Source organism: Halostagnicola larsenii XH-48 (assembly GCF_000517625.1).
Taxonomy (GTDB): domain Archaea; phylum Halobacteriota; class Halobacteria; order Halobacteriales; family Natrialbaceae; genus Halostagnicola; species Halostagnicola larsenii.
Window position 1 is genome coordinate 2261604 of the sequence record NZ_CP007055.1, and the last position, 12583, is coordinate 2274186.

The window sequence follows — 12583 nt, forward strand, 5'->3', positions numbered from 1 at the left end:
CCATCTCGAACGACGGAAGCGAGAACATCAGAGTCGGCGTACGATCTTGCTTCCAGATATCTTCATTGGGGACGAAACGATTCCGTCGATTTCCAGGCGACGGGAATCGGCTCGTGACTGATTCGAATAGCCGCCGAACTCCCACTGATGGCAGTACCACGCGTCCCGCCGGTTCGTCGCTTGAGGGGAGTGTCACCGACGTCGGATTCGGCCGTGCGTCGGTCCGCGTTCGGACCCGTGCTTGCTACCGGGTGGACTCTTGCCAACGATGTCGCTTCCGGGTGGTCGCGATGATCGACCCCGTTCTCGCGAGTCGCCTCCAGTTCGCCATCGCGATCACGATCCACATCTTATTCGCCGCGTTGTCGATCGGTCTCGCGCCGTATCTGGTGTATTTTACCGTCCAGGAGGTCCGGACCGGCCAGGAGCGCTACCGGAAACTCCGGGAGTTCTGGACCAAAATCTTCGCCGTCGGCTTCGTGATGGGGACGGTGACTGGCATCCCGATGGGGTTCATGTTCGGCACCAACTTCTCTGCGTTCTCGACGGTCGCCGGCGAACTCATCGGCGGCCCGCTCTCGTTCGAAGCCAAGATGGCGTTTTTCCTCGAGGCGATCTTCCTCGGAATCCTGCTGTTCGGCCGTGATCGGGTCTCCGGCTGGATGTACGCGCTCTCGTCGTTTTTCGTGGCCCTCGGCGCGTGGCTCTCGGCCTTCTGGATCCTCGTCGTCAACTCGTGGATGCAGACGCCGCGGGGCTACGAAACGGCCACCAGCAACGGCACAGAAATCGTCCAGATGACCGACCCGCTCGCCGCGTTTTTCAACCCGCGGTTCCCGTGGATGTTCGTCCACATGCAGAACGCGGCGATCATCTCGGTGACGCTGATAATCGCCGGGGTCGCCGCGTACTTCCTCTGGCACAATCGCGACTCGGAGGTCTGGCAGACGGCGCTTCGGGTCGCGGTCGTCGTCCTGATACTCACGTCGATATTCCAGGTCGTCCACGGCGACGCGTACGGCCAACACGTCGCGGAAACCCAGCCCCAGAAGTTCGCGGCGATGGAGGCCCACTACGAGACCGAACGCGGTGCCGACCTACACATCATCGCGGTCCCGACGACGCTCGAGGGGTTCACCGATCCGCAGGCCGACAACCTCTACAAGATCAGCATCCCCCACCTCGCGTCGTTTCTCGCCAGCGGAGGTGATCCGGGGGCGGAAGTGACCGGGCTGAACGACATCGAGTACGAGTCGCCGCCGGTCGCGGTGGTCTTCTGGTCGTTCAGAATCATGGTCGGGTTGGGATTCTGGTTCGTCGGCCTCGGCGTCTGGGGGGCGTACAACCGACTTCGAGGCAAACTGAGCGAGAGCTCGCGATACCTCCTCGCGACGATGCTCTCGGCACCGCTCGGATTCGTCGCGCTCGTCACCGGCTGGTACGTCACCGAAATCGGTCGCCAGCCGTGGATCATCCAGGGAGTTCTCCGGACGAGCGATGGCGTATCGCCCGCGCTAACCGGGGCCGAGGCGATTATCTCGCTCGTCGGCACCGCCGGCGGCTATCTGGTCTTGCTTGCTCTCTTCCTGTACATCGGCCGGCGGATCGTCGGGGAGGAACGAGCCGACTTGCTCGAGCGATCCGAACCAGCCGACGAGTCGGATCGCCCCGATCCGACGGAGGTGATCGCGGATGACTGACCCGGTATCGAACCCCGTCTACGCCGTCGCGTGGCTCCCGGAGGTGTGGTTCTGGCTGCTGTTCGGCATCCTGACGATCTACGTGGTCCTCGACGGGTTCGACTTCGGCGTCGGGCTCATCTACGGGACTCGAGAGAGCGAACGCGAGCGCGAGACGCTCCACGCCGCCTTCGGGCCGATTTGGAAGGCGAACGAGGTCTGGTTCGTCCTCTTCGTGACAGTCCTCTTTGCGGCGTTCCCGAGCGTCTACGCGAACCTCCTCTCGCGTCACTACCTGCTGATATTCCTGTTGCTTCTGGGGTTGATCCTGCGCGGCGTCGGGGTCAAACTCCGGAAAGAGCGCGACGACCAGCGGTGGAAGCGCTACTGTGATCACGCGTTCGTGACCGGAAGCGTCCTATCACCGCTCGTCCTCGGCGCGTTCGTCGTCCAGTGGGTGTTCCCCGATGTTTCGTTCCCCGTTGCCCTCGTCGGCGGCGTCACCCTCCTCGGGCTCTGTCTCGTTCTCGGCGCGACGTTCCTCGCGATCAAGACCCGCGACTCGCTCCGGGCGGAGATGGTAACCTACACGACGAAGGCGACGCCGGCCTACGTCGTCTGCTTCGCCGGTACCGGCGGCGTCCTGTACGCCGTCGGAAGCGCCGCCCTCGAGGTCGTCGCCCTCGCCGCGGTCGCGACCGTCGTCTGTTCGCTCGGGGTCGTCGGCGGCGCGCGCCTCGAGAGCTACGCCCTCGCGTTCGGATCGGCGGCGGGCGTCGCGGTCAGCTTCGTCGGCTTGCTCGCCGTTCACCTGTTCCCGATGATCGATCCGGCGGCGGGGCTCGCGATCGGCGATGCGATCGTCGCCCCGGCGACGCTCCACGTCACGACGATCATGGCGGCGATCTTTCTCCCCATAGTGGGGCTGGGATTCGTCATGCTGTACTCGATCTTCGAGGGCGTCGCCGATCCACAGGACGGCTACTGAGTGCCGTTTGATCGATCTGGCGCGAATATCGACTCGAGGATCAGTCCCCCATCGAGCCGTCGAAGTACCGCGAGCGTCGGTCTTCGACGACCGAGGTGGTCGCCCACGAGACGACGACGGTGAGTACGACCCCGAGGAGCATGCCGACGACGCCAGCCGTCCACCCCGCGTAGCTTCCGGGGAGCGGTGGGAAGAACAGACTCGAGAGGTAAAACGCCTGGCTCCCGACGATACCGGCGATAAGGCCGGACCGCGTCGTCCCGCGCCAGTAGAGAGCCAGAACGATCGGCAGCGCCAACTGAGCGAAGCCGCTAAAGGCCGCGTCGCCGAGTTCGAACAGCGTCGCGGGGTTGTAGAGGCTCGCGAGAAAGGTCGCGACGGCGAAACAGACGACGCCCGCGCGGGCGAGCAGATCCTCGCGTCGATCCGGGAGGTCGGCCTCGACGAACGGCCGATAGAGGTCTCGAGTGAAGTACGACGATCCGGAGAGTAACATCGAGTCCGACGAGGACATCATCGCCGCCATCGCGCCGGCGATGACGATTGCGGCGAACCAGACCGGCGTATACTCGTTCAGGATGACGGGGAGGATGTTCCCGCTCTCGCCCATCTCGAGGCCCAGCCCTTGCGCCCAGACGCCGAGGAGGAACGACGGGACGAAAAGCAGGACACAGAGGATCGGCCAGAGCGCGAACGAGCGTTTGACGACCCGCTTCGAACTCGCGACGAAAAAGCGCTGGTTCACCTGCGGGAACATCGCGACGCCGAAGCCGATCGTGATCGCCGTCGAGAGCATCCACTGTGGCGTGTAGTTTGCGCTGCCGAGCGCGAGGAACTCCGTCGTCGCCGGCGAGTCGGTCAGGGACCCCGTCGCCGTCTCGAGGCCGCCGACGGCGACCAGCACCCACGCGAACGCGAGCCAGGTGGTCGCGAGCATGAACGCGCCCTGCAGCGTATCCGTCCAGGCGATGCCCCGAAAGCCCGCGACGACGACGTAGAGGATCATAAACAGCGTGATGAGGCCGGCCCCCATCGCGTAGGGGACAGCCCCGTCGGTCAACGCCTCGAGGGCCGTCCCGGCACCGACCTGTTGGAGCATGACGTACGGAAAGAGCCAGACGAGGCTCACCCCGGCGACGAGTCCGCGGAGGCCTCTCGAGGCGAACCGGTCCCCGAGCATTTCCCCGAGCGTGACGTAGTCGTAGCGCCGGCCGAGCAGCCACTGTTTGTAGCCGATGACGTACCAGAGGATGGCGAAGATGATCCCGTCCATCAACCCCATCACGAGGATCCACTCCGGGCCCCACTCGTAGGCCATGTTCGGGCCCGCGAAGAAGGTGAACGCAGACAGCAGCGTCGCGAAGGTCGTAAACAGGAGGACGACCGTCCCGACGGTCCGGCTCGCCAGGTAGAAATCCTCGGCGGTCCGTTCGGTCAATCGGTACGCGAGGAGGCCGACCGCCAGCGCCAGTAGCAGGTAACCGACGATGATCCCCAGCTGGATCGAGAGCGTCACGTCGAATCACCCTCGTTGGCGGGTGCGGACTCAGGCCGTCCGCCTGCGGAGGGGTGCGACCGCGTTTCGTCCGGCGGGTCGCCCACGTCGGCGTCGATTCCGATCCCCCACGCGCGCTCCGTGAAAATCCAGAAGACGACCGCGGTGAGCACCATCCATCCCACGTGCCACCAGAGCCACACCGGCAGCCCGGCGACGACGGTCTCGTTCCCCCAGAGGAACCACGGTATCGAGAAGACGGCGAGTGCCAGCCCGAGGACCCCCCACCCGACGAGTTCGGCACGGCTCATTTGTCCACCCTCGAGCGTCCGCGTTGGTAATAGTTTCTATTCGATACCGGCGGTCGAAGAGATATTTTCACACAATCTAACGGTACGGTCACGTCGTGCGATTTGGGAAGGTGAAATCGCCATTTCAGGTAGGAAAAGGAGTATAACTGTTGGCGAGAGAACCCTATCCGAGACCACTATGGCCCGACTGTTCCCCCTGCGCTCCGACGCCCAATCCGCAGGGGACGAACCGCGGGTCGTCGACCTCGAGGACGAGGACGCCGACGCGGTCTTCGGCGCGCTCTCGTCCTCGACCGCACGAGAGATTTACTCGACGCTGGCCGAGGAACCGGGAACCCCGAGCGACATCGCCGAGGCGGTCGATTCGTCGATCCAGAACGTCCGCTATCACTTAGAAAAGCTCGAGGACGCCGGCCTCGTCGAAGTCGTCGACACCTGGTACTCCTCGCGCGGGAACGAGATGAGCGTCTACGCGACCGCCGACGGGCCGCTGATCGTCACGAGCGACGAGTCGACCGCGGCGAAAGTTCGAACTGCCCTCTCGCGGTTTCTCGGCGGCGTGGGCGCGCTCGCGGCCGGAAGCCTGCTCGTCCAGTACGGCCTCCAGCGCTACGTTTCGTCTGAGATTGGAAACGACGCGGCACCCGCCTCGGGGGGCAGCGATGGCGATTCCGGCGGCGACGACGGCGCTGGCGGGGACGCCGAAACGATGGACGATCGGTCTGGCGGCGACAGTTCCTCGAGCGATGGCGGCTCGGCGGGCGACGACTCGACGGCCGACGGCGGAGACATCGGAACCGCACAACACGACGGGTCCAACGGAACCGAAAGCGACGCCGCCGGTAGCGGCGGTGGCGATTCCCCGTCCGGTGAGCAGGGGGGAGACTCGAGTACAACTGACACCACAGGACAGGGCGACGGCGCCGGTAGCGGCGGACACGAGGTCGCTGACGACGGCGGCATCATCGGAGACGTATTCGGCGACAACGCCGCCGAAATGGTGGATACGGTGGCGACTTCACTCTCGAGCATGCCACCTGGGTTGCTCTTTTTCCTCGGCGGGCTATCGGTGTTGATCTGCGTAACGGTCTACTGGTACTGGCGTTCGTACTGATCGGGGCGAGTGACAGTAGTAATGACCAGAGTATTGACAGCGACGGAGAATCGGACGAACGGGCGACCGGACACCGGCGGGCCTCAAGGTCAACAGGTATTTGCCATCGTCGGACGTACTTTCAGGCAACGAGTCTCCGAGCCTCTGAACACGTCTCTCGCGGGGCGGATCTCCAATGGAAGACACGTCCAAATATCTCATCCACGCCGACGTCACGGCCGAAGGGGTCGTCGAGCGAAGCGACGTCGTCGGGGCCGTCTTCGGGCAGACCGAAGGGCTTCTCGGCGACGAACTCGACCTTCGTGACCTCAAACAATCCCAGAAGGTGGGTCGCATAGACGTCGAAATCGCCAGCACGAACGGCCAGTCACACGGAACGCTGACGATCGCGACCAGCCTCGATAAAGTAGAAACCGCGACGCTCGCGGCGTCGCTCGAGACGATCACCCGCATCGGTCCGTGTCGGGCCGCACTCGAGATCACCGGCATCGAAGACGTCCGGGCGGCAAAGCGCAAGGAGGTCGTCGACCGCGCGAAAGAACTCCTCAGGACGGGATTCGACGACTCCGTGATGACCTCCGAGGAAATTCTCACGGAGGTCCGCCAGCACGTTCGCGTCGAAGACATTACCGAATACGAGGGGCTGCCCGCAGGCCCGAGAGTACAGGACAGTGACGCGATCATCGTCGTCGAAGGCCGCTCCGACGTGCTCACGCTGCTCAAATACGGCGTCAAGAACGCCATCGCCGTCGAAGGAACGAACGTTCCGGACGCAGTCGCGGAACTCACAACCCACCGAACCGTGACCGCCTTCCTCGACGGCGACCGCGGGGGCGACCTCATCCTCGAGGAGCTCGCGCAGGTCGGCGAGGTCGATTACGTCACGTTCGCGCCGGCGGACAAATCGGTCGAGGACTTAGACCACCACCAGCTGTTCGCCGCGTTGCGCAACAAGGTCCCCTACGAAACCATCTCCGAACTGAACGAGCCCCAGGAGGCCGTCGCGGCGACCGACGGGAGCGCGAAACCCGCACCGCCGGTTCCGCCCCGAACCGAGACGGATTCGCTCGAGCGCGACGAACAGCGGACGACAGACGAGGAGGGGTCGGAAACCGCGGCCGACGCTGGCGGGTTCGTCCCGGACGATAGCGCAGGGGCGAGTGCCGCGGAAGGCGGCGTCGAATCGCCGACGACCAACGGGGAACAGACCGCAGTTACCGCCGAAACGAAGTCAGTCGACCCGGAACCGACCGGAGCAGCGCCCACGGAGTCGAGCGGTCCCGATGGGATCGCCGATACGGAGGCGGCCGACACGATGGCTGCCGAGTCCACTGAAAGCGATGAGGTCAATGCTCGAGACGGCCCGAAAACCGTCTACGAACACGCGAACGAAGTCGTTCGCGGCGGGACCGGTACCGTTCGGCTCCTCAACGCGGACGGGAACGCGCTCGAGAAAGCGCCCGCGAGTGACGCCTACGAAACCCTCGAGGCGAGCGCGGACGAACCGACGACGATCGTTCTCGATTCGGTGCTCGAGCAGCGACTGCTGGATCTGGCGGCCGACCGCGGCGTCGGGCGGATCGTCGCTCGAGCGCTCGGCGAGTTTACGAAGCGACCGACCGCGGTTCGAATTCACGCCATCGACGAGGTGGCCGAGGAACCGCCGAACCGGGCGTAAGCTACGGATGTGCCGCTCCTGAACGGGCTCATTCGATCAGAATACCAGTCGATAGCGAAGAGACTGAGTGAACGTCGGCATCCTGTATTGGGACGATTTCGATTCGGCGTTCGCTTTCGGCCGGGGACGGAGATGGACGAATAACTACCATGAAGCCATTTTGTGAATAATCCTCCTCACCCCGTGTTGGACACGTTTCAGCTAAACCACCGGAGGGAAGCCGGCCTCGAAGGCAGAACGATTCGACAGTAACTTCGCCGACTTTGACAATCTCGTTGGGAGCGATTGCGACCTCCCGTGTGAAAGCCGCTTCTTCCGTCGTTGAATGTACTTCGACCAGCGCGTCGTGTCGCTCAGCATCGCGATTCTCGAGGGATATCGGCACTGTCAGCGGATCGTCCTCGGTAGACAGTTCGGAACACCCTGCGAGGGTACCCGACAGTGCTACCCCACCTGTTTGGAGGACTGAACGCCGGGAAACGAAGGGGCTCATACGCGTGAATAATCTGACAGCTGTGAAGTAGTTTCCGTTGTCAACTATCCAGTCGAAAGTATCGAGTCAATCGAGTCGTTCGATCGACCGGACAGCGACTGCTTCGGCCGACGGAGAACGACTGCTTTATCCAGTTGAGATCAGGCGAGCGCTGCCATCGATAACACGACCAGCGCGCAGAAGATCGCCCCGCTGAGCGTCGCGAGGAAGTTCACGCCCTGGTTGCCGAGTGTCGTCCCCTCGAGGGTCGCCCCCAAAACGCTATCGACGAGCATTCCGACGAAGCCGGCGGTCGCGATGATCGCCGTACCGGCGGCGTCCACCTCGGCGAAAAAGCCAAAGGAGAGCACCGCGACGATCGCCGCACCGACGAAGCCGGCGACGGTCCCCTGCCAGGTCACGCCCCCGTCGGTGCCGGGGTCGACCGGCTCGAGCGTCGTGATCAACAGCGGTCTGTCGAAGACGCTCCCGACTTCGCTAGAGAGGGTGTCGCTCATCGCGGCGGCGACCGACCCCGCGAAGGCGAAGAGAAACAGCTCGGGTTCGGTGGGGATCATGTCGGCGGAGCTGGCAGCGTAGCCGAGCACCGCGGCCACCCCGACTGCGGAGTTACCCAACACGTTTCCGCTCCCGCGAGCGCCGTCGTTGTCCTCAGCGACGCCGCGAGTCTCTTTCTCGTCGTACCTGAACTTCGTCGAGAGTCCGCCGATGCCGAAAAAGGAGATGAGGACGACGAACCAACCGTACCCGCCGAGGACGATGGTCAGCAGGCCGAGTAAGATGCCGGTCAGCATCCCCGCGATCGAGGCCGTATCGAGCGCGTAGGAGACGTAGCCGAGCGCGATCGTCACGGCGAGCGCAGCGAGGATTTCGACCGGTCCGATCGCCGTCTCGAGTTCCGCGAGCAACCAGAGGAGCAGGCCGACCGACAGCATGATCACCGGATCGTCGTACAGCAAGAGGACGTCCCGCAACAGCGCCGCGAGCAGGACACCGCTTGCGGCCAGGAAGAGGACAGCCGGGAGCGCGGACTCGAGGGAGTCACCGACGATCGAGAGCGTCGCGATCTGGCCGGCTACACCGGCGACGGCGCCGCCGACACAGAACGCGGTCACGGAGCGGACGCCGTGCTCTACGCGACGGCGAGCGAGCCGTTCCGCGAGGTTGCCGTACCCGACGAGGACGACCGTTCCGACCAGCACGGACACGGGCATCGAGAACGCCGTCGTGAAAAAGCCGAGGATACCGGCACCGAAAACGAAGGCGATGACGCCGTAGAGGCGTCCGTCTTCGTAGTCGTCCGGATACGCGAGGAGATCGAAGAGCCGCCCGTCGGTAACGATGAGCGCTCCCAGAATCACCACCGAAGCGAGAATAAGTGTAGGCTCGGGCCCGAAGAGCGGAAGGGCGAGCGACAGCGTCGAAAGCACTGCGAATGCGCCGGCTCGCCAGACGGGTGCTGTCACGATACCTGATCCTTTCTGTGGGGTTTACTTTAAGGTTCCCGAACCGCCGCAGGCGCTGAAATTGCCTTATACAGCGTCTATTGGCGGTATTTCTGTGCGGGCGGTTTCGAGCGGATCCGGGGAATCACGAACGAGTCAGGTGCGCCGTCGACCGCCGCTCGAGCCGATCATCGCGGAAAACTACTCGAGACGTACTGGCGAAGGGGTGCCGGAACCGCTCCCTCGGCCACGATATAGAGACCGAGACCGATCAGTGCCACCACGGCGAGCGAGCCGAACAGGACGAGAACGCCGGAAACGAACCCCTGCGTGAACGCAGAGACCGTTCCAACACCCAGGAACCACCCGATCGGAACGGCCAAAAGCAAGATTGCGACGGTGACACCCATCCGGACCACCGATTCGACGACGACAGCGGAGCGCGTCATACCAGCACTCGAGTGTCATTCGAGATAACAATTACGGCTGGTTCGGGGCAACTGCAGTGTTCACGGTGAGTGCAACGCCATCGTCGGAGTGCGAATCGATTCGTGCGGAAACCCGAAACCGGTATGCATCTCGCAACGAAACCACCAGCCGTGGGACTGTACGAGCGATACCTCACCCATCGGATCGGTCGCTACGACGCCGACGGTCCCGACCACGTCGCGCTCGTCATCACGGAACGCGACCTCTTAGAGGAGGACGCTTACGAGACGCTCACCGACTTCTTCGAGTGGGCGTTCGAGTACGCGAGTCGCGTGACCGTCTACGTCAGCGTCCTCGACGCGGCGGCAGTGCCGACGCTTCGAAGCGACCTCGAGACGGTCGAGACGCCCCGCGAGAGCGCGGTCCGCGGACCGGACGACCGAACGCCGGCGGACGCGCCGATCCAAATCGGTATCGGTCTCGGCGGCAAACACGAGTTCACTAGCGCCGTCAGAACGCTCGCGGCCGGCGTCGACGAGGGTGACCTCGAGCCGGCGGACATCGACGACGAATCCGTCGAGGAGCACCTGATCTTCCCGTCCGAACCCGATCTCGTCATCAAAACCGGCGCCGAGCGGCTCTCGGATTTCATGATCTGGCAGTCGGTTTACTCGGAACTGTACTTTACCGACGTCAACTGGCGCGATTTCCGACGACGAGACTTCCTCCGTGCGGTTCGCGAGTTCCGCAATCGTTCCCGTCGGTTCGGCGAGTAGATTCGCCGGTGCTTCGAGCGGGTTCGTCAGTTCGACGACTGATCGCCGCTCTCGAGGTCGACGTACGAACGGAACGTCAGTACGACGCCGATGACTAGCGAGACGAAGGCACCGCCGATCAGGGCGAAATCGGTGGTTCGGTACTGGTCGGCGGCGTCACTCGGGTGCTGTAAGACGCCGGTGACGAGAAGATATCCCAGTCCGGCGACGCCGAGAAGCGTTGCCGCGAATCCGATCGCGAAGAGTCGGCGATCCATCCTGCCGGTCGTTTCGCGTGTTGGCGATTCAACGTTTCGATTGGAAGCTAATCGCCTGGCTATCGTCGATTCGGAGATCATCAATTCGGATCGCCATCGTTCGATTCAATCCGCGGTCGACTTACCGTCCCGACTCAGTCCGCCGCCTGTCCGCCGGCCTCGAGTCCATCGGTTTCCTCGTCTTCATCCGGTTGTTCGCCGGTCGGAAGCGAATCTCGAAAGCGATCGACGACCGCTTTCGCCTCCGCGAGTTCGGGTTCGCTGACGGCACCCAGAAGCGCGAGCGCGCGGCGAGCGCGGGTGCGACGCCAGGAGGCTTCGCGGTGCTCGTAGGTACGAATCCCGCGGAGGAAGTCGGGCTTGGAAAACTCCGGCCAGTATGGCGTACAGAAAAAGACCGCGGCCTCGTTGCCGTTTGCGTGCCACGGCAGGAAGTTCGAGGTTCGCTCGTCGCCGCCGGTTCTGATGATCAGGTCGACGTCCCTGACCGTCCGATCGTAGAGGCGCGATTCGATCGTTTCGACGTCGATCTCTGCCGGCTCGAGGTCGTCCGATTCGACGTCTCGAGCGACGCTTCTGGCGGCACAGAGAAGCTCCGTGCGCCCGCCGTAGGCCAGCGCGATGTTGAGGACGAACCGATCGTAGCCGCGGGTTTGTTCCTCGGCGTAGTCGACGGCGTCTTGAACGCGCTCGGGGAGTCGCCCGACATCGCCGAGCACGCGGATGCACACCTCGTTGTCGTGGACGCGGTCGGCGTCGGCGAACTCGTAGAGTTTCTCACAGAGGAGGTCGAACAGTTCCTCGTTTTCGTCGTCCGGGCGTTCGAAGTTCTCCGTCGAAAACGTATAGAGGGTCAGTTCCTCGACGCCGACGTCCTGACACCACTCGAGAACTCGTTCGGTCGTCTCCGCACCGGCTCGGTGCCCGTCGGGCGCGTCGCCGCCGCGCTGTCGCGCGTACCGTCGGTTTCCGTCCTGAATTACGGCGACGTGGGTCGGAGCACCGGATATTTCTCGGGAAAGGAGTTGCTCGTAGGCCCAGTCGACGCGTCGGCGAAGCCACCGCTTCATCATCGTTTGTGAGGGGACCGGACACTATGTGTCTTGTGTGGCAGTCGGAACCAATGATATGTCCGGTAACTCTTTTATAGCAGAACGATCTGAAGCGGTTCAGCCCTCGAGTCGGTCCGATCCCCGAACCGTGACGGCTATGAGTCCGCGGGGGTTCGTCTCCCCCAATGGCAGACGCGATCGACGACGACCTCTACCAGCGGACGAAGGCACTGCTCGAGCCCGGCGAGATCACACTTAACGCGACGATCGTCCACACTGAGTACGACGGCCAGGAAGACGTGAAGATGATGCAGGCGACGATCGACGTCGGCGACATCATCGCCGAGCACGCGGGTCACGATCCGACGGACTGTTTCGTCTACTCCGGAAACGACGACACCGACTTCTCGTCGAACCAGCACCAGGGACGGACCTTAGAGGACGAGGAGTTCGTCTGGGAGTGCCAGCAACTCCTCCGGAACGGCAGCTTCGATATCGTCATCTACTACGAAGCGACCGCGGACCACGAGGCGATTCTCGAGGACGTTCGCGACCTCGGATTCGACGTGACCGGCGTCGAGGGCGAGTGACTTCGGGTAGCAATTTGGGCGGTTCTATCGAACCCCTCAGTAGATGACAAGATTTGGCTGCTGAATACGGGGGTAGTCAGCAACTTGAAGACGGCGCGCTGATTAGTGAGTTACCAATAGGACCAAAGCCACGCAATACCAATCAGAACGTAGCCGAGTCCAAAACCTGCAAAAAGTAACGTATCGCTCAAAGCGCCGAGCCCTACCTGAATAAGACCACATACAATCATCAACGGGAGCAGCTTCTGGGCGCGCTCTTGTTGCACATTCTATCAT

Annotated in this window: 12 protein-coding genes; 6 read left to right on the forward strand and 6 right to left on the reverse strand. The window is 63.3% G+C overall.

The features are described from left to right. Positions 1-290 precede the first annotated feature (290 nt). Together HALLA_RS11445 and HALLA_RS11450 are read left to right on the forward strand one after the other, a co-directional pair. The gene (locus tag HALLA_RS11445) at positions 291-1700 is read left to right on the forward strand and encodes a cytochrome ubiquinol oxidase subunit I (protein WP_049954099.1); all 1410 of its coding nucleotides are present in this window, start codon (positions 291-293) and stop codon (positions 1698-1700) included. Beyond that, positions 1693-2667 carry a cytochrome d ubiquinol oxidase subunit II gene (locus tag HALLA_RS11450; RefSeq protein WP_049953478.1) on the forward strand — a complete coding sequence of 325 codons (975 nt, stop codon included), beginning with the start codon at positions 1693-1695 and terminating at the stop codon, positions 2665-2667. Before HALLA_RS11445 ends, HALLA_RS11450 begins: the two co-directional genes overlap by 8 nt. Positions 2668-2707: 40 nt before the next feature. Here the strand turns inward: HALLA_RS11450 and HALLA_RS11455 are convergent, their stop codons facing one another. Both HALLA_RS11455 and HALLA_RS11460 read right to left on the reverse strand, forming a co-directional pair. Next, a complete protein-coding gene (locus HALLA_RS11455) occupies positions 2708-4183 on the reverse strand; it encodes a sodium:solute symporter family protein (RefSeq protein ID WP_049953479.1) in 1476 nt (491 codons plus the stop codon). Further along, the gene (locus HALLA_RS11460; protein WP_049953480.1) at positions 4180-4473 is read right to left on the reverse strand and encodes a DUF3311 domain-containing protein; all 294 of its coding nucleotides are present in this window, start codon (positions 4471-4473) and stop codon (positions 4180-4182) included. The genes HALLA_RS11455 and HALLA_RS11460 overlap by 4 nt, the downstream gene beginning before the upstream one ends. Before the next feature lie 178 nt (positions 4474-4651). On the opposite strand from HALLA_RS11460, the gene HALLA_RS11465 reads away from it, so the two are divergent. Further along, a complete protein-coding gene (locus HALLA_RS11465; protein ID WP_049953481.1) occupies positions 4652-5587 on the forward strand; it encodes an ArsR/SmtB family transcription factor in 936 nt (311 codons plus the stop codon). 175 nt (positions 5588-5762) lie between these two features. After that, positions 5763-7265, forward strand: a complete 1503-nt coding sequence (gene dnaG, locus HALLA_RS11470) for a DNA primase DnaG (RefSeq protein ID WP_049953482.1) — start codon at positions 5763-5765, stop codon at positions 7263-7265. Between the two features lie 633 nt (positions 7266-7898). On the opposite strand, the gene HALLA_RS11475 is transcribed toward dnaG, so the two are convergent. Together HALLA_RS11475 and HALLA_RS11480 are read right to left on the reverse strand one after the other, a co-directional pair. Further along, on the reverse strand, positions 7899-9224 hold the full coding sequence (locus HALLA_RS11475; RefSeq protein WP_049953483.1) for a DUF92 domain-containing protein: 1326 nt from the start codon (positions 9222-9224) through the stop codon (positions 7899-7901). Between the two features lie 167 nt (positions 9225-9391). Next, positions 9392-9652 carry a hypothetical protein gene (locus HALLA_RS11480; protein WP_049953484.1) on the reverse strand — a complete coding sequence of 87 codons (261 nt, stop codon included), beginning with the start codon at positions 9650-9652 and terminating at the stop codon, positions 9392-9394. Positions 9653-9802: 150 nt separating this feature from the next. Here HALLA_RS11480 and HALLA_RS11485 point away from each other — a divergent pair, with 150 nt between their 5' ends. Further along, positions 9803-10408, forward strand: coding sequence for an undecaprenyl diphosphate synthase family protein (locus HALLA_RS11485; RefSeq protein WP_049954100.1), 606 nt, complete (start codon positions 9803-9805; stop codon positions 10406-10408). A gap of 26 nt (positions 10409-10434) precedes the next feature. On the opposite strand, the gene HALLA_RS11490 is transcribed toward HALLA_RS11485, so the two are convergent. Further along, complete coding sequence (locus HALLA_RS11490) at positions 10435-10665, reverse strand: hypothetical protein (protein WP_049953485.1); 231 nt, start codon at positions 10663-10665, stop codon at positions 10435-10437. A gap of 134 nt (positions 10666-10799) precedes the next feature. Further along, a complete protein-coding gene (gene uppS, locus HALLA_RS11495) occupies positions 10800-11735 on the reverse strand; it encodes a polyprenyl diphosphate synthase (RefSeq protein WP_049953486.1) in 936 nt (311 codons plus the stop codon). A gap of 167 nt (positions 11736-11902) precedes the next feature. On the opposite strand from uppS, the gene HALLA_RS11500 reads away from it, so the two are divergent. Continuing rightward, entirely contained in the window at positions 11903-12307 is a 405-nt protein-coding gene (locus HALLA_RS11500; RefSeq protein ID WP_049953487.1) for a DUF5778 family protein, read from the forward strand. Positions 12308-12583 lie beyond the last annotated feature (276 nt).